At 72.5% G+C, this 15,964-nt stretch carries 13 protein-coding genes, 4 pseudogenes and 1 riboswitch; of the genes and pseudogenes, 6 read left to right on the top strand and 11 right to left on the bottom strand.

Features of this window, described 5'->3' with window-relative positions:
• Nucleotides 1-244: 244 nt before the first annotated feature.
• Nucleotides 245-556, top strand: a pseudogene (locus KPF47_RS11775) (transposase); the annotation flags it as partial.
• A 99-nt stretch (nucleotides 557-655) separates the two neighbouring features.
• Here KPF47_RS11775 and KPF47_RS11770 read toward each other — a convergent pair.
• Both KPF47_RS11770 and KPF47_RS11765 read right to left on the bottom strand, forming a co-directional pair.
• A complete protein-coding gene (locus KPF47_RS11770; protein ID WP_224388996.1) occupies nucleotides 656-1,033 on the bottom strand; it encodes a multidrug efflux SMR transporter in 378 nt (125 codons plus the stop codon).
• Nucleotides 1,033-1,290 (bottom strand): multidrug efflux SMR transporter, encoded by a 258-nt coding sequence (locus KPF47_RS11765; protein ID WP_255659543.1) that lies wholly within the window; start codon nucleotides 1,288-1,290, stop codon nucleotides 1,033-1,035. Before KPF47_RS11765 ends, KPF47_RS11770 begins: the two co-directional genes overlap by 1 nt.
• On the opposite strand from KPF47_RS11765, the gene KPF47_RS11760 reads away from it, so the two are divergent.
• Nucleotides 1,259-1,444: a hypothetical protein gene (locus KPF47_RS11760; RefSeq protein ID WP_224388896.1), complete on the top strand. Its 186-nt coding sequence runs from the start codon at nucleotides 1,259-1,261 to the stop codon at nucleotides 1,442-1,444. The genes KPF47_RS11765 and KPF47_RS11760 overlap by 32 nt on opposite strands.
• Before the next feature lie 36 nt (nucleotides 1,445-1,480).
• Nucleotides 1,481-1,548: riboswitch (guanidine-III (ykkC-III) riboswitch) on the bottom strand.
• A 319-nt stretch (nucleotides 1,549-1,867) separates the two neighbouring features.
• Here KPF47_RS11760 and KPF47_RS11755 read toward each other — a convergent pair.
• The 4 genes from KPF47_RS11755 to KPF47_RS11740 all read right to left on the bottom strand — a co-directional run bounded on the left by KPF47_RS11755 (nucleotide 1,868) and on the right by KPF47_RS11740 (nucleotide 7,370).
• Entirely contained in the window at nucleotides 1,868-2,839 is a 972-nt protein-coding gene (locus KPF47_RS11755; protein ID WP_224388894.1) for an isocyanide synthase family protein, read from the bottom strand.
• 58 nt (nucleotides 2,840-2,897) lie between these two features.
• Entirely contained in the window at nucleotides 2,898-4,037 is a 1,140-nt protein-coding gene (locus KPF47_RS11750) for a cytochrome P450 (protein WP_224388892.1), read from the bottom strand.
• 118 nt (nucleotides 4,038-4,155) lie between these two features.
• A complete protein-coding gene (gene asnB, locus KPF47_RS11745) occupies nucleotides 4,156-5,997 on the bottom strand; it encodes an asparagine synthase (glutamine-hydrolyzing) (protein WP_224388890.1) in 1,842 nt (613 codons plus the stop codon).
• Nucleotides 5,997-7,370, bottom strand: coding sequence for an MFS transporter (locus KPF47_RS11740; RefSeq protein ID WP_224388888.1), 1,374 nt, complete (start codon nucleotides 7,368-7,370; stop codon nucleotides 5,997-5,999). Before KPF47_RS11740 ends, asnB begins: the two co-directional genes overlap by 1 nt.
• A 404-nt stretch (nucleotides 7,371-7,774) precedes the next feature.
• Here KPF47_RS11740 and KPF47_RS11735 point away from each other — a divergent pair, with 404 nt between their 5' ends.
• Genes KPF47_RS11735 through KPF47_RS11725 form a run of 3 tightly spaced genes read left to right on the top strand, consistent with a single transcriptional unit; the run spans nucleotide 7,775 to nucleotide 10,529 of the window.
• The gene (locus KPF47_RS11735) at nucleotides 7,775-8,590 is read left to right on the top strand and encodes an ABC transporter substrate-binding protein (RefSeq protein ID WP_224388886.1); all 816 of its coding nucleotides are present in this window, start codon (nucleotides 7,775-7,777) and stop codon (nucleotides 8,588-8,590) included.
• Complete coding sequence (locus KPF47_RS11730) at nucleotides 8,587-9,741, top strand: iron ABC transporter permease (protein ID WP_224388884.1); 1,155 nt, start codon at nucleotides 8,587-8,589, stop codon at nucleotides 9,739-9,741. The genes KPF47_RS11735 and KPF47_RS11730 overlap by 4 nt, the downstream gene beginning before the upstream one ends.
• Complete coding sequence (locus KPF47_RS11725) at nucleotides 9,738-10,529, top strand: ABC transporter ATP-binding protein (protein WP_224388882.1); 792 nt, start codon at nucleotides 9,738-9,740, stop codon at nucleotides 10,527-10,529. The genes KPF47_RS11730 and KPF47_RS11725 overlap by 4 nt, the downstream gene beginning before the upstream one ends.
• A 186-nt stretch (nucleotides 10,530-10,715) precedes the next feature.
• Here the strand turns inward: KPF47_RS11725 and KPF47_RS11720 are convergent, their stop codons facing one another.
• From KPF47_RS11720 to KPF47_RS38620, 5 genes and pseudogenes are all read right to left on the bottom strand, one after another.
• A complete protein-coding gene (locus KPF47_RS11720) occupies nucleotides 10,716-11,309 on the bottom strand; it encodes a hypothetical protein (protein ID WP_224388880.1) in 594 nt (197 codons plus the stop codon).
• The gene (locus KPF47_RS11715; RefSeq protein ID WP_308015384.1) at nucleotides 11,266-12,486 is read right to left on the bottom strand and encodes an NAD(P)/FAD-dependent oxidoreductase; all 1,221 of its coding nucleotides are present in this window, start codon (nucleotides 12,484-12,486) and stop codon (nucleotides 11,266-11,268) included. The genes KPF47_RS11720 and KPF47_RS11715 overlap by 44 nt, the downstream gene beginning before the upstream one ends.
• A gap of 83 nt (nucleotides 12,487-12,569) precedes the next feature.
• A pseudogene (locus KPF47_RS40075) lies at nucleotides 12,570-12,629 on the bottom strand (hypothetical protein); the annotation flags it as partial.
• A 143-nt stretch (nucleotides 12,630-12,772) separates the two neighbouring features.
• Nucleotides 12,773-13,591: a DUF3556 domain-containing protein gene (locus KPF47_RS38625; protein WP_255659560.1), complete on the bottom strand. Its 819-nt coding sequence runs from the start codon at nucleotides 13,589-13,591 to the stop codon at nucleotides 12,773-12,775.
• A gap of 103 nt (nucleotides 13,592-13,694) precedes the next feature.
• Nucleotides 13,695-14,807: pseudogene (locus tag KPF47_RS38620) on the bottom strand (DUF3556 domain-containing protein); the annotation flags it as partial.
• Nucleotides 14,808-15,368: 561 nt separating this feature from the next.
• Between KPF47_RS38620 and KPF47_RS11705 the strand changes: the two are divergent.
• Nucleotides 15,369-15,964: pseudogene (locus KPF47_RS11705) on the top strand (DnaB-like helicase N-terminal domain-containing protein); the annotation flags it as partial.

Raw genomic sequence — 15,964 nt, 5'->3', positions numbered from 1 at the left:
CCCCGACCTACGCCCTGGTCACCCACCAGCCCGCACCTGGGGTGGCAACCGAATACGCCAGAAAGGGGGCGCGGCCGGACATAGCCCCTGGTCGGAGCTGGTTTGAAGTGCCGCCTGCGGGAGCGGCTAGGGTGTGGGTTGCGTCCGCGGATGTGGTGGATGGGGATCGGCACTACCGCGTGAGCCTTCGTGGTCAATCTAGGCGCTGATCGCGCTGGTCGTCACCTCCACGGTCGTCTCGGCGGTGGTGGACAACTACGCGACCCACAAGCACCCCGCGGTAAAGGCCTGGCTGGCCCGCAACCCGCGGATCACCCTGCACCTCACCCCGACCTCGGGATCGTGGCTGAACATGGTCGAGGTCTTCTTCGGGGTCATCACCCGCCAGGCCATCCGCCGTGGCAGCTTCGGCAGCGTCAGAGAACTGATCGGCGCGATCGGCCGGTTCGTCGATGGCTGGAACGAACGCTGCCACCCGTTCGTCTGGACCAAGCCCGCAGACGACCTACTCAACCACTGCCGACCCGGTCAAAGAACATCGTTTACGCGACACTAGGGAGATTCAGCTAGCGCTATCAATGGTGCGCTGGCTTGACGGGTGGGGCAACTCGGGCCACTGCCGCCGCTCGCGACAGCAGCTCTGGTCCGGTACGTCCTACTTCGGCTGCTCAGCGTCTACGGACAACGCCTCAGCCGTCGCTTCAGTGATCGAAGTAGAGGCCTTGGTGAACTTCAGACCGACGATGCAGCTGATCAGGATGGTCAGCACGACGGCCTTGGCCGCGGTGAACTGCTCACCGCCAGTCACCATGGCGTAGGCGACGGTGAGCACGGCACCGATCCCGATCCAGACCGAGTACGCGACACTGATCGGGATGTGACGCATCGCAAGCGCCAATCCGATCATGCTCAGAGCCAGGAAGACCACGAAGACCACCGTCGGAGCCAGCCTGCTGAACCCATCGGACTGTCCGAGTGCGGTCGCCCAGACTGCCTCGAACACTGCGCTGACGACCAGGACGATCCAGCTCATCACGACACCACCTTGAGCGCGACGACGCTGCCGACCAGCCCGGCGAGCAGGATCGCCTTCATCGGGGTGGCCTTCTCCTTGCCGCTGAAGATCGCCCATCCGGCGGTCAGCACGGCGCCGACGCCGACCCAGACCGCGTACGACGTACCGGTGGGCAGGCTCTGCATCGCCACGGCAAGACCGATCATGCTGAACACCAGCGCGACAGCGAAGACGATCGTCGGTTTGCGACGCTTGAATCCGTCCGAGGCCGACAATGCTGTCGCCCATACCGCCTCGAGGACGCCCGCCGCGATTAAGAGGTCATTTCAGAACGAGGTCGACGTGTCTGTTGTAGACGACAAGCGGCTATCTGACCTGCCGTTTGATCTGTCGTCGAGGGGTCAATGGAAACTCGACAAGTCGTTCTGAAACGACCTCTAAGATGCCCCAAGCCATTAGGAACTCCCTGAACCAGTCTTGTCGCTGCGCGGGTACTGGTTCACCTCGTCCGCGAGGCTCCTTTAGCCTCCAGCCTACAACGTAGCGAGTCAGAGCCAAGTAAGCGCTCCGTGGTGGCCGAAGCCTCCAGCGTGTTCATGCGGCCGTGGCTGCGACGGCGCTCGAGTCCGCCCGCGTCTGGCCTCGGCGAAGCGCTGGATTCCGGCCGGAGCCGTAAGCCGACCGCTGTGAGGATCGCCGCAACCGCAGTCACACCCGGGCGGTCCCGCGCGACGGGCCCCGCACGGCGTCATCGGTCATCGACGGTGGCGACCAGCAGTACGGCAACCACCGGGGCCACGCCATCGGTGTCCGGCGGTGGGACGGGCAATGGTCGAAGAACGGTTCGTGTGATCACGGCGACCATCCTGTACCGGGCTGACCAGCGGCGACGTGGTCAGGTCGTCCCGCGCGCCTGACCAGGCCGCCCGAACGCCGGGCCCGGTCGGCCCGCTGGAGCGACCAGGTCCCGTCCCGCCCCCGCACCGCGCACGAGTGCCACGGGGTCATCCATGCGTCGTCGGCCGGCACCAGGCGCACACCCAGCTTCGACGAGCCGGCCGGATGCGGGTGGATGGACAGCCGCACGCCGTCGGGGAACCGATCGGCGACCAGCGCGCTCCAGGCGTTGCTGCGGGCCACGACCCGGTAGCCGCGCTCCCGGGAGCGGCGCTGCAGGGCGGCGCGGCTGCCCTCGTGGTCGCCGGCGTCCTCGACGAGGAACCGCACGATCCCCAGGTAGAGCGCGCGTTCGGAGGGGTCGGCGCGGCAGCGCTCCCGCAACTGCTCGACCGACGGCGCCCACAGCCGGTCGAGCAGCGCACGGCGTTCGCAGTGGCTGCGATCGGGGTAGGCGTCCGACAGGTCGAAGAACTCGAAGCCCGGCAGCCGCTCCGCCGCGGCGAGCTCGCGGAGTGCGGCGCCGTACTCGTCGACGTGCACGTCGGGCACTCCGATGAGGTCGGCGAAGACGTGCCCGTCGGAGCAGACGGGCACCCGCGAACCCGGTTCGTGCACGGCGGCGATCTCGGCCCGGACGCGGTCCAGGTGGTGCAGCGACAGCCGCTCCCCCGCGTCGGGCAGCCGGCCGAGCACCTTGGCCGGGTTCGGGGACTTGCAGGGGAACGCCGGTAGCACCAGCCGCAGTGGTGTACCGGCGGTGACGGCGGCCCGGATCTGGGCGCGCTGCGGGTCGAAGGCGGAGGGCTCGGGCGCCGGCTCGTCGCGCGGGGCGCGCCGGTGGCGCAGCAGGATGTCGAGGACGTCCTCGACGACGGCGTCGGTGCGGGTCCGGTCGGTGACCGGGTCCGGGGCACAGGCGATCAACGATGCTCCGATCGGCGGGTCGCCACGGGTGACGACGGCGTGGTGGGTGTCGGTCGGGTCAGCGGGCGTGCGACGACGCGTCGTGGGTCACGAGGAGTGCGCGGACACCGCGGCCCAGCACGGCCGGGGTCCAGTCGAGCGCGGCGGGATCGGTGGCGAACCGCATGCCGGGCAGCCGGGCGAGCAGGGTGCCCAACGCGACCTGCAGCTCGACGCGGGCCAGCGCGGCGCCAGGACAGAAGTGGATGCCGTGTCCGAACGCGAGGTGCGGGTTCGGGCTGCGGTCGAGCACCAGCTCGTCGGCTCGGTCGAAGCGGCGCGGGTCGCGGTTGGCCGCGCACAGCGACACGATCACCGAGTCCCCGGCGGGGACCTCGCGGCCGTGCAGGTCGTCGGTCTCTGCGAGGAACCGCCAGGTGGTGAGCTCGAACGCGCTGTCGTAGCGCAGCAGTTCCTCCACCGCGCGCGGCAGCAGCGCCGGGTCGGCGGCGAGGCGGTCGAGCTCGTCGGGGCGGTGCAGGAGCGCGACCAGCGCGGTGGTGATCTGGTTCGTCACCGGCTCCTGCCCGGCCACGAGCAGCTGGAAGACCATGGAGTTGAGCTGCTCCGCGGTGAGCTCGTCGGCGTCGCGGGCGGCGACCAGACGGGTGAGCAGCCCGCCGCCGGGCAGACCGCGCACGCCGTCGACGACACGGACAATGTAGTCCTGCAGCCCGTGCAGCAGCCCCTCGTAGTGGGCGCGGCGCGGGTCGGAGGGCCCGACCGGGGCGACGACGCCGACCCACTCCCGCCGGAACCCCGACGCGAGCTCGTCGGGCAGCCCGATCGCCAGGGCCAGCGCGGCGAGCGGGAAGTGGGCGGCGGACCCCGCGACCAGGTCCACCGGTCCGTCGGTGGCCGTCAGGTCGTCCAGGAGCCGGTCGGCGATCTCCTGCAGCCGTGGGCGCAGTTCCTCGGCAGCCCGCGGGGTGAAGGACTCGGTCACCAGCCGTCGCATCACGGTGTGGGTGGGCGGGTCCTGGTGCAGCAGGTGGACCTGCAGCTGGGAGTGCTGCGGTTCGGGCATGATCGACGCCCGCGCCCGCCAGCGGTCGTTGCCCAGGCGGTGGTCCTTGCCCAGGCGCCGGTCGTTCAGGGTGGCGTGGGCGGCGTCGTAGCCCGTGACCAGCCAGGCGTGCACGCCGCTGGCGAACGCCACCCGGTGGATCGGGCAACGGCGGCGCAGCTCCCCGTAGAGCGGGTAGGGGTCGCGTTTGTAGTCCGGGCCGACGAGCGGGACCGGCTCAGTCTCGTGGTGGGAGATTATCGGTGTCCTCTCAGATCCGCAGCGCGGGCCGGGCGACGTCGAGCCACAGGGCGAGGTCGACGACCCGCTCCAGGCGCAGCCGGGTGCCCCAGTCGAGCCCCTCCGCGGGCGCGTCGAGCAGCGGGTCGATGCGGGTGCGGTCGACGACGTCGGTGACGCCGTCGACGGTCAGGGCGTCGCGGGCCAGCTCCTGCAGCCCGGTGGCGTAGCCGGGGTCGTGGGTGGCCGGGTAGTGGTTCTTGGCCCGCCACAGCACCGAGTCGGGCAGGTGCTTCGCACCCGCTCTGCGCAGCAGCGACTTCTCCCGGCCGTCGCGGGTCTGCTCGCTCCACGGGACCGAGAACGCGTACTCGACGAGGCGGTGGTCACAGTAGGGCACGCGGACCTCCAGGCCGTGCGCCATCGACAGCCGGTCCTTGCGGTGCAGGAGCTGACGCACCCAGCGGGTGAGCGAGAGGTGCTGCAGCTCGCGCGAGCGGTGCTGCTCGGGTGACTCGTCGTCGTGGTGCGGGACGGCGGCGAGCGCGGCGGCGTAGGTGTCGGCGCGGAACTCGGTGATCCGCATGGCGGCCGCGAGGTCGGGGTGCAGCGGGACCGCCGCGTCGTCGCCGGTGACCAGCAGCCACGGGAACGTCGCCGTGGCCCGCGGACGCTCGGCGTGGAACCAGGGGTAGCCGCCGAACACCTCGTCGGCGGCCTCCCCGGACAGCGCGACCGTCGAGTGCTCGCGGACCCGGCCGAACAGCAGGTACAGCGAGGTGTCCATGTCGCCGACGCCGATCGGGGAGTCCCGGGCCGCGACGACGGCGCGCCGGTGCTCCAGGTCGAGCAGCGCCGCCGGGTCGAGCACGGTCACCGAGTGGTCGGTGCCGATGTGCGCCCCGGCCTCGGCCGCATAGGGGGTGTCGTGCCCGGTGCGCAGGACGTCGCCGGTGAACTCACGGGCCTGGTCGGTGTAGTCGACGGCGTAGGAGCGCAGCACCGCGTCGGGCCCGCGGCGGTCGCGCAGTTCCGCCGCGGCGAACGCGGTCACGACCGAGGAGTCGAGCCCGCCCGAGAGCAGGCTGCAGATCTCGACGTCGGCCTCCAGCCGGGACCGGGCCGCCCGCTCGACGAGCGCCGCGACGTGGTCGGCGGTCGCCTCGGGGCCGTCGGTGTGCTCACGCAGCTCCAGCTGCCAGTAGCGGCCGGTGCGCACGCCGTCGCCGTCGAACAGCAGCCACCCGCCGGGCTCGACCTCCGCGACACCGGCGTAGACGCCGGGCCAGGTGGAGAACAGCAGCGAGTAGCCGTCGCGCAGGCTCTCGACGTCGGCGACCGGGTCGATACCGGGGTGGGCGAACAGGGCCTTGGGCTCGGAGCCGAACGCGACGCCACCGGTCGGGGTGCGGGCCCAGTACAGCGGTTTGACGCCGAGCCGGTCGCGGCCCAGTACGAGCCGCCCGGTCGGCTGGTCCCACACCGCGAACGCGAACATGCCCTCCAGCCGGTCGAGCACGGCGAGCCCCCACTCCCGGTACCCGGCGAGCACGACCTCGGTGTCGTTGCGCGTGTCGAACCGGTGCCCGCGCGAGCGCAGCTCGGCGCGCAGCTCGTGGTGATTGTAGACCTCACCGGAGTAGGACAGGACGGTGCGGGTGCCCTCGCTGCCGGCGAGCATCGGCTGCACGCCACCGTCGAGGTCGATCACCGCGAGGCGGCGGTGCCCGAGCGCGGCGCGTTCGTCGTGCCACACCCCGCCGGCGTCGGGTCCGCGCAGAACCTGGGTCGCGGTCATGGCCTCGGTGACCGCTCGGAGCGCCGCCGGGTCGGCGACGGGAGTGGGCTCGGCCAGGCCGGCGATGCCACACATCAGGGGGTCTCCTCGGTGGTGGGACGGTCGCGGTGCCCGATCAGCAGCAACGCGGCGACGACGGCCGTGAGCGCCGTGACGACGAGGGCGGGACGGGTGGCGAGCACCGTGCCGTCGGTGTTCCAGGCGAGCGCGGCGGCGGCCGGGCCGACCGCGAAACCTAGGGCGCGGGCGCACTGCACGACGGCGCCGGCGGTCGTCATCCGGTCCCGCGCGGCCCCGGCGAGGACGAGCACCTGGGTGGGGCCGCCGTAGAACCCGGTGCCCAGTCCGGCCAGCGCCACTCGCCAGGCGACGTCGACCGGGGTCCAGGACCCCCCGTCGGGGAGGGCGGCGAGCAGCGTGAAGCCGACCGCCGCGAGGGCGACGCCCGCGACCGCGACCGCGCGCGGGGAGAAGCGGTCGGCGAGCCGGCCCGCGGGCGGCCCGGCCACGACCATCCCCAGCGGGAACGCCAGCAGCGCCAGCCCGGCGGCGGCCGGACCGGAGCCCCCGGCCTGCAACCCGACGGCGACCAGGTACGAGGCGGCCGCGAACGCTCCGGCGAGCAGAGCCACAGCCGCGGCGGGCGCGACGCCACGCGGCCGAAGCGCCGCGGCGACCGCGCGAGCGCCGGGGCGCGACGCCGAGGTGGCGAGCGCGGCGACCGCGACCACGATCGCCGTGGCCACCACCGCCGGGCCGGTGAGAACACCGGTGACGACGGCACACACGAGTCCGAGACCGGCGACGAGCAGCGCGGCGTCGGCCAGACCCGCCCGGTCCGGCCCGGCCAGCACCCCGGCCGGGATCCGGGACCGGCGGACCAGCGCGACCGCGACCAGCGACACCAGCACCGCAGGGACGAACGCAACGCGCCAACCGGCCAGCTCGATCATCGGCCCGCCCACCGCGGGACCCAGCACGCCGCCGATCGGGCCGGCCGTCGCGGGCACCGCCATCGCCCGGCCCCGGCGCTGCGGGGCGACCGCGGCCACCGCGAGCACCGGCATGAGCACCATCAGCACTGCGCCGCCGGCACCCTGCAGGGCGCGCAGCCCGACCAGCACCGGCAGCGACGGCGCGGCCACGGCCGTGAGGTTCGCGGCGGCGAAGACACCGACGGCGGTGAGCAGCGCGGGTCGCGCGGCGACCCGGTCCAGCCACCGACCCGCCGGCAGCAGCAACGCCACGGCCGGGATCGCATACGCCAGCACAACCCACTGGACCGACCGGGGATCGGCGCCGAATCCCTCCGCGATCCGCGGCAGGGCCACGGTGACGACGTTCATGTCGAACATCGCCGTGAACGACAGCAGGCCCGCCACCGCGACCGCGACCCGGTCGTCACGCACCTGCCCGGCCGGCTCCGACGCCGTTCCGCCCCCGACCACTCCACCTCCGATCGCCACACCGTCGAGTGATGAGTCGTCACCACGCGTGGTCGAGTTCCCGGGCGATACGGCTGAACGGCGCGATCCAGATCACACCGCTGTGACGACGAGCGGAGGAACCGGGTGCCCGCGGACGCCGACTGGTGAGGTGTCCAGGATGAGTGCGGCATGAAGGACGTGTGCGGGTGCGACGACACCGACGGACGATCACGACGGCACTGGCCGCCCTCGCCGCCACGGTACTCCTGCTGGCCGGGTGCGGCAGCGGCGCACCGGCCGCCGGCCACGCAGGTCACGAGGGTGGGGACGGCGGCGGTTCGTCGGCGGGTGGTGCCGGTCATCCGGCTGCACCCCCCTGTCCCCCGACCCCGCAGCTCGCGGCCCCGCCCCGGCGCGTGGTCACGATGGACGGCGGGGCCGCCGCGATCCTGAACGAGCTCGGCCAACGTGAACGGATCGTCGGTACGGCGGCCCCGGACTTCTTCGCGGCCTTCACCGGCGCCGAGCGGACCGAGCTCGACTCGATCCCGGTGCTGGACCCCGGACAGGGCAGCACCGAGTCGGTCGTCGCGGCGAAGCCCGACCTCGTCGTCGGGATCTCCAGCTACAGCTTCGGCGGTTTCGACGGCACCCCCTCGGTGGAGCGGCTGCAGCAGGCCGGCGCCGCCAGCCTCGTGGCCTGCGACGACGCACCCTCGCCGGTGCAGGACATCGACGAGACCTACGCGTTCATCCAGAAGGTCGCGACCGTGTTCGGCGCGCAGGAACGGGGCACGCAGCTGGTCGACCGGATCAAGGCGCAGGTCGCCGCGGCGGCACCCGCCCCCGGCACCGCGCCGGTCCGGGTGCTGGCGCTGTCCTCGGCCCCGCAGACCGCCCAGCCGCTGATGACCCAGGGCGGCTCCGGCCTCGCCAACGGCATCATCACCCTCGCCGGCGGACAGAACATCGCCGCCGACCAGGACGGCGACTTCGCGAGCCTGTCCGCCGAGCAGGTCGCCGCGCTCGACCCGCAGGCGATCGTCGTGATCACCGGGTTCTCGCCGCAGAGCGACGCCGAGCTGACCGCGGCCATCCGGTCCAGTCCCGTCCTCGCCTCGACGACAGCAGTGCGCGAGAACCGGCTGGTCACCGTCCCGCAGTCGATCGCCCTGTCCCCCAGCGTGCTCAACGGGCAGGCCGTCGCCACGATCGCCAAGGACATCCACGGCACCGGATGACCACACACGACGAGACCGCGCGGACCGACAGGCCCTCCGGTGGCCCAGGCTCACCCCGCCGTACCCGGCTCCCGCGACCGGGGGCTGCTCGGCCGGGTCCCGCGACCGGGGGCCTGCTCGGCCGGGTCCCGCCGGCGGCGGTGCTCACCGGGCTGCTGCTCGCCCTGCTGGCCTCGGTCGTCGTGGCGATCGGGCTCGGCCCCGTGTCGATCCCGCCCGGCGGGGTGCTCGACGCCGTGACCGCCCACCTGGCCGGGGGTTCCTCCGGGATCGACCGGGCCGAGGACTTCATCGTCTGGGAGCTGCGTACCCCGCGGGTGCTGCTCGGCGTCGTCGTCGGGGCGGGGCTGGCCGTCGCCGGTCTGCTGGTCCAGACGATGGTCCGCAACCCGATCGGCGACCCCTACATCCTGGGGCTGTCCTCGGGTGCCTCGGTCGGTGCCGTCCTGGTCATCACCACGATCGGCACCGCGACGGCCGGACTGTTCACGCTGCCCGCCGCCGCGTTCGCCGGGGCGGCGCTCACCGGGGTGGGCGTCTTCGCCCTGTCCCGGGTCCGTGGGCGGCTGCACGCGACCCGGATGGTGCTCGCCGGCGTCGCGGTCGGACAGCTGCTCGGTGGTGTCACCTCGTTCCTGCTGCTGCGCACCCGCAACACCGATGCCCAGCAGCAGGTCCTGTTCTGGATGCTCGGCAGCCTGGCCGGGGCCCGCTGGGACCTGCTCGGCCTGTCCGCAGCGGTGGTCGGGGTGCTGCTGGTCCCGCTGTGGTGGCAGGCGAACCGGGTCAACCTGCTCGTCCTCGGCGAGGACACGGCCTCGGCGCTCGGTACCGACCCGACCCGGCTGCGAGCGGCGCTGTTCGTCCTCACCGGACTGCTCACCGGGGCGGTCGTCGCGGTGGCGGGCAGCATCGGGTTCGTCGGCCTGGTCGTGCCGAACCTGGCCCGGCTGCTGTTCGGCGCCGACCACCGCCGCACCCTACCGGTGTGCGTGCTGCTCGGCGCGCTGGTCGTCGTCTGGTCCGACACCGCCGCCCGGGTCGTGATCGCCCCGACCGAGCTCCCGATCGGCATCCTCACCGCCGCGATCGGCGTGCCTTTCTTCCTCTACGTGCTGCGCCGCAGCGCGACCGGGGCGGTGGGGGTGTGAGCTCCCGGCTCGTGATCGACGGCGTCAGCGTCAGCCGCGGCGGGGATCCGGTCGTGCACGACGCCACCCTGACCGTCCCCGACGGCGCGGTGCTCGCCCTCGTCGGGCCCAACGGGTCGGGCAAGTCCACCCTGCTCAAGAGCCTCTACCGGGTGCTCAAGCCGTTGCGCGGGCATCTGCTGCTCGGCGACGACGACCTGGCCGCGATGCCGCACCGCGACAACGCCCGCGCGGTCGGGGTGCTTTCCCAGGACAACGCCGGCGGTTTCGACTTCACCGCGTGGGAGGCGGTCATGCTCGGCCGCTCCCCGCACCTGGGCACGTTCGGGCGTCCCGGCCCCGGCGACGCCGCCGTCGTCGCCGACGCGCTGGAGCGCACCGGCTGCAGCGCGTTCTCCGCCCGCCCGCTGTCGGGGCTCTCCGGCGGGGAACGGCAACGGGTGCTCCTCGCCCGCGCGATGGCCCAGCAGCCCCGGGTCCTGGTGCTCGACGAGCCCACTAACCACCTCGACCCCCGCCACCAGCTCGGAGTCCTACGGCTGGCCAGGGACCTCGGGACCACCGTCGTCGCCGCGCTGCACTCCCTCGACCTCGCCGCCCAGTACGCCGACCTGGTCGCGGTGCTGTCCGCGGGCCGCATCGCCGCAGTGGGCACACCGACCGAGGTGTTGACCCCCGGGCTGCTCGCGGCGCACTTCCGGGTCGACGGCTCGATCGTCGCGGACCCCGTGACCGGGGCGCCCCGGGTACTGCTGCGCGAGCTGGACGCCGGTCGGACCACTGAGTGACCGCACCGGCACCGGCCGCCCTTCCGGCGGCGGCACCCACACCCGCACGGCGAGTCACCCACCGGACAGAGCGCCGCCCGGTACCTGCGCCCTGCGGGGCGGGCAGCCGGCTCCCTGCCGTCCCGTTCCGAACCGACGTCACCACCGGAGCATGCAGAACCGGAGACGACGCCGACTGCAGAACGGTCAGGGCAGGCGCCGACGGTCACGCCCGGCAACGATCTCCACGTGCCGGACGGGCAGGTCGGTCCGGTCGTCCGGGAGCGTCTCCGTCGACGCCAGGCCTACCGTGACGGCCCGCACGGCGGTCGCGGCCCGGACGGCGTCGACCGTCGCAGGGGTGTCGTCGTCGCCATGAGCTGCGCGGACGATGAGGTCCTGCCACATCAGGTCGACCGACGCGACCGCTCCGACGGCGATCTCACCCGGCCAGCACCGGACCGCGCGCTCCAGCGCAGGTGGGCGGGCGAGCAGCGCCCGGATGGCCTCGGCGAGGCCCGGCGGGTCGGTACCGACGAGCTGGTGCATCGCGTTCTGATGTGTCTCCGCCCAGCGCGTGAGCAGCGTTCGGAGGTAGACCGACCATGTCGCGAAGTGGTGGGAGAAGGACCCGGTGGTGCTCCCCAACTCGACGCACACCCGTCGAACCGACAGGGCACGGTTGCTGCCGTCCTCGTCGAGGATCTGTAGCCCGACGGCGATGTAGTCGTCCGGTCCGAGGGGGGAGGTCGCGCGCTCAGCCACGCTGCCGGAGATGACGTAGTGCACGGTGTGCCGCATGTGCACCGCACATTCCGTGAGCACCGGGTCCGGGCGGGGTCGCGGCCGAACAGAGGTAGTGCCCGGGGGCACCGGTGTCGTACGGCTGCAGCGTCGCCCGCGGTCCGAACACCAACTGCCGCAGATCCTTCGCACCGGTCAGGATGTTGCCGCCGACGAAGTTCGGGTTGCCGCCGAACTCGGCCGGGTCGGTGACCATCGTGCCGACGATCCGGGCCCGGAACCCTGGGGCGAAACGCTCGATCTGGGCGGTGACGGCCTCGGTCGCATCGCCGGTGTAGCCGTGGGGGACGTGGGCGTAGGCGTAGACCGGGTGCACGTCGCCGGCCGAGCGGGTCGGGTCGGCCAGGTACTGCTGCCCGACGAGGACGAAGGGCCGCTCCGGCATCCGACCCGCGTGGACCTCACGTTCCACGACGGCGTTCTCCGCTGCGGTGCCGACGGCGTGGACGGTCCCCGCGCGGCGAGCACCGGGGTGGGTCCACGGGATCCCGTCCTGGACCGCGTAGTCGACCTTGAACGCAGCCGGGCCGTACCGGAAGCGCCGATAGGCCCGTCGTAGGCGGATCGGTAGCCGCTCACGAAGCAGGTTCGGGAGCCGGTCCGGGCCGACGTCCCACATCACCACATCGGACGGCAGGAGCTCGTCCGCCGACCGCACATGGACTCCGGTCTCGCTCGTCGCGCCGTGCTCGGCGAGCACCGCGGCGAGCGCGTCGGCGATGGCCCGGGATCCGCCTTCGGCGACACCCCAGCCGTGGCGGTGGCCGGCGGTGAGGATTCCCAGACCGATCGCGCTGGACAGCGGCCGGTTCAGCGGGCGGAAGGCGTGTGCGGCTGTGCCGAGGAAGAGCGCCCGACCACGCTCGGTACGAAACGCCCGGGCGAGCACCTCGGCCGGCAGGACCGTCGGCGCCCCGAAACGAGCCAGCAGCAGCGGGTGGCGGGGCATGCGCAGGAGCGGTCCGAGGACGTCCTGGGACAACAGGTCGTAGGAGCGCGACGGAGAGCCGAACAGAGCTCGCCACAGCGACGCGTCCGCACCGAGTCCGGCCGCAGTCTCCTCGACCGACCGGAGCAGCACTCCGGCGTCGCCGTCGTCGAGCGGGTGTGCACAGTCGACCTCGGGCAGCCGCCAGCGCAGCCCGAAGCGATCCAGTCCGAGGTCGGCCAGCACCGGGAGCCGACGGCCATCGGGTGCACAGCCGAGCAGTGGTCCACCAGCAGGCCCGGGACGAGCGCCTCGACCGTCCGGGTGCCGCCACCGGTCTCTGCCGCGGCCTCCAGAACCGTGACCTCGACCCCGGCGCGGGCGAGCACGGCGGCGGCGACGAGCCCGTTCGGGCCGGAGCCGACCACGATCGCGGTGGTCACCCGACCGCCCGGTTCCGACAGGCTCGGTCCGGTGCCCGGTGCCCGGTGCCCGGTGCCACCGCCGGTCGCCGGTCGCCGGGCGTCAGGCGTCAGGCGTCAGGCGTCAGGCGAGCGTCCGGCTCCGGGCCGCGCGCCCGGGAGCCGACGACTGGAGCATGGGGTGGCGGGTGTACGAGCAGCGGCGTGGTCGGCCGAACCATCACCGGTACCGACGAGGTGCGGGCGGCGGGCCGTGGACGGGTGGGGGCGCGGTCGGGGTGGTCAGCCGACCCGCGCGTCCCGCGTGCTCCGGTCATCCTGTGCTCCTCACGGGGTCGAACGGTCCGGGCGTGCGACGACGGGTGAGCCGGGTGTCGTGTGGCCCCGCCCCACCCGTGTCGGCTACCGGCCGACCAGCGCCCCGGACCGCCCAGGGCGGCCAGGCCGGCCTCTGTGCGGACCACGTCGTGCACCGGGTAGTTCTCGCCGTCCTCGTTCCAGGGCTGACGCTCGCGCATCTCGCGGACGGTGACCGTCCCGCTCTCCAGGAGCCCGAGCGCGGCGTCGTGGATCTCGTAGTGCTGGTCCTGTCGCTGGATCGGCTGCCCCTCCAGCGTGATGATGCGCACCTCCCCCGGGCCGAACCGGCACTGCTCCTGGATGGCGGCGAGCAGCTGGTCGCCGTGCAGATGCCCCTCGCCGAAGTTCCAGCCGATGGCGAAGCCCGCGACGATCTCCCCGTCGATCACGACCACGTCGGGGTCCTCGCCCACTACCCGGTCGACGAGCCCGTTGTGCGCACGGCCGTGCGAGTGCATCGACCGCCACGTCTGGACCTTCTCCGCCATGAGGATCGCTGTCCGCTGGTCGTAGAGCCGGGTGAGCTGCTCGGTCGGCAGGTCGCAGCTGGTGGTCAGGGTCGCGGCCATCTTCGTCAGCGCCGGTCGGCTGACCATCCACGTGTTCGTGGCCCCAGCTGCCGGCGTAGTAGCGCATGGCCGGAAGGAACGACACGAGGTCGGGCCGGACGTTCCCCAGGATCGGCAGGAGCAGCAGGCTCGGCAGCAGTACCGCGAGCAGCCACGGGTTCTGCAGGTCCCACACGGTCACGTCGCTGTGCGCGCCGAAGAGGTAGAACAGCGAGAAGATGAAGAAGACGTTCCACTCCAGCGGCACGCCCATCGGGATCGTGGGCAGGATGTGGAGGTGGAACACCGCCATGTAGATCAGGGCGATCCACGTGACGGGGCCTCCGTCACCGAGGAAGACCAGGACCAGGGGAACGGCGTACTCGGTGACCGTCCCGACGTGGGCCAGAGCAGCCGGGATCCACGAGGGGCGCAGGTCGTCGGGGTAGCTCCGGTACATGGCGCGCTTGATCGCGGTGATCCGCATGAACGGCGCATTGCTCATCATGACGGCCACCACGTACGGGAAGCGGTGGTTGAGCTTCGAGGTGGCCGCGCCCCACCAGAGGGCGAGCATAACCAGCTGAAAACCGATCAGCTGGTCGTCGAAGGCGAAGAAGAGGATGAACAGCGACAGCCAGAACTGCTCCCCCCGGGCGGCGAGAAAGATCGTCTTGTCACGCAGTCCGAGCAGCGCGACGGAGATGATCAGCGGTAGGGCGTTGAGCGGCGCGAGCAGGCCGACGCCCTCTGCACCCTCGACACTCAGCTCACCCGGCTGGAGGAGGAGATGGATCGCTGAGGCCAGCACCAGCGCGTACAGGGCGACGTCGACCACGGTGCGCCGCGAGCCCGCGGTGAACGGGACCGCGCCGGGCCACGGGAGGAGCCGGATGGTCCCTGGTCGGAGCCAGTAGAGCACCGACCCGATCGGGGGCATGAACCGCGAGGTCAGCGGCCCCGACCCGCACCCGAGGCCGATGATCTCGTACAGCAGCGTCCAGACGATGAGCTTCTGGTAGACGATGCCCTCGGTCCACCAGGACGCGATGTCGGTGACCCCGCCGATGCCCGGGGTGGTGGCGGAGATCAGAAGGATCGCGCCGCCGACGTAGACGACGAGCTTCAGGAGATAGAAGCCGTAGGCGAGCAGGGGGCTCCCGAAGCCGTGGTCCACCCAGTGACGGCTCGTCACCTGCATCCGCTGACGGCGGGTGCGCGTCTGCCACTCGGCCATGTCGTGGACATCGGGCAGGGACGGTTTCAACAGGGCCATGGTCGACACCTCGTCGTGGTCGGTTACGGCAGGCGGGCCGCAGGGGCGGACCGCCGCGGTGGATGCGCGGACCGTGCGGGGTCAGGCGGGGGCGGGGAGCGCCTGCGCGCGGGGCTGGGCCGGTAGTGCAGCTCGACCAGGCGCTGCTCGCCCGGCCGGCCGGCCGGGGGGCGAGACAGGCCCGTCAGTGGGCCGCCGAGTTCACCGCCCGCCGCAACGCCACCCGCCCCGCCGCCGAAGTCGCCACGGTCGAAACCAGCAAGCGCTACTACCGCCGGATCAGCCGCGCACTCGACGAAGGGCGCACTCGTCGCGCAGCCACTCCCCCGCCGCTCGATCCGGCGGATGGTCACGGGGCGTGCCTATCTCAAACGCCTCGAACGACACCAGCTCACCGCGCAACGACGAATGCAATGCCCTCGATGAAGGTCGGACCGCCCACGAGCGTGCGCTCGCGCGGGCACGGGCTGAACGCATCTCCCGGCCTCTCCCCCGAGCTCACCGGAGGCTCCGATGACCGCCATGCCCTCGCGTTATGACAGGAGTGGCGAAGCAGGCGCACCACCTGCAGGCGCACCACCTGACACGTTCGACCGTCAGCCCCCGCAGGACCTCACGGCCGAGCAGGCGGTGCTGGGCGGGATGCTGCTGAGCAAGGACGCGATCGCCGACGTCGTCGAGGTGCTGCGCCGACCGACTTCTACCGGCCCGCGCACCAGACCGTCTACGAGACGATCCTGGACCTCTACGGCCGTGGTGAGCCGGCCGACGCGGTGACCGTGTCGGCGGAGCTGCAGCGGCGCGGTAAGCTCGTGCGGCTCGGTGGGGCGCCGTACCTGCACACCCTGATCGCGACCGTGCCGACCGCGGCGAACGCGGCGTACTACGCCGAGATCGTCGGGGAGAAGGCGATCCTGCGGCGGCTCGTCGAGGCCGGCACCCGGATCGTGCAGCTCGGCTACCACGGTAACGAGGGCGGCGAGGTCGAACAGGTCGTCGACCGGGCACAGGCCGCGGTCTACGAGGTCACCGAGCGGACCACCACCGAGGACTACACGGTGCTGGAGGAGCTCCTCCAGCCCACGATGGACGAGATCGACGCGATCGCCTCCCAGGGG

The organism is Pseudonocardia sp. ICBG1293, from assembly GCF_020131355.1.
GTDB lineage: Bacteria > Actinomycetota > Actinomycetes > Mycobacteriales > Pseudonocardiaceae > Pseudonocardia.
This window is presented reverse-complemented; position numbering and strand designations above follow the sequence as displayed.

Bases quoted from the DNA above. Each gene is read 5' to 3' on its own strand.
- KPF47_RS11720 (WP_224388880.1), bottom strand. From the start codon at position 11,309: ATGCGGCACACCGTGCACTACGTCATCTCCGGCAGCGTGGCTGAGCGC.
- KPF47_RS38625 (WP_255659560.1), bottom strand. From the start codon at position 13,591: ATGGCCGCGACCCTGACCACCAGCTGCGACCTGCCGACCGAGCAGCTC.
- KPF47_RS11735 (WP_224388886.1), top strand. From the start codon at position 7,775: ATGGACGGCGGGGCCGCCGCGATCCTGAACGAGCTCGGCCAACGTGAA.
- KPF47_RS11730 (WP_224388884.1), top strand. From the start codon at position 8,587: ATGACCACACACGACGAGACCGCGCGGACCGACAGGCCCTCCGGTGGC.
- asnB (WP_224388890.1), bottom strand. From the start codon at position 5,997: ATGTGTGGCATCGCCGGCCTGGCCGAGCCCACTCCCGTCGCCGACCCG.
- KPF47_RS11770 (WP_224388996.1), bottom strand. From the start codon at position 1,033: ATGAGCTGGATCGTCCTGGTCGTCAGCGCAGTGTTCGAGGCAGTCTGG.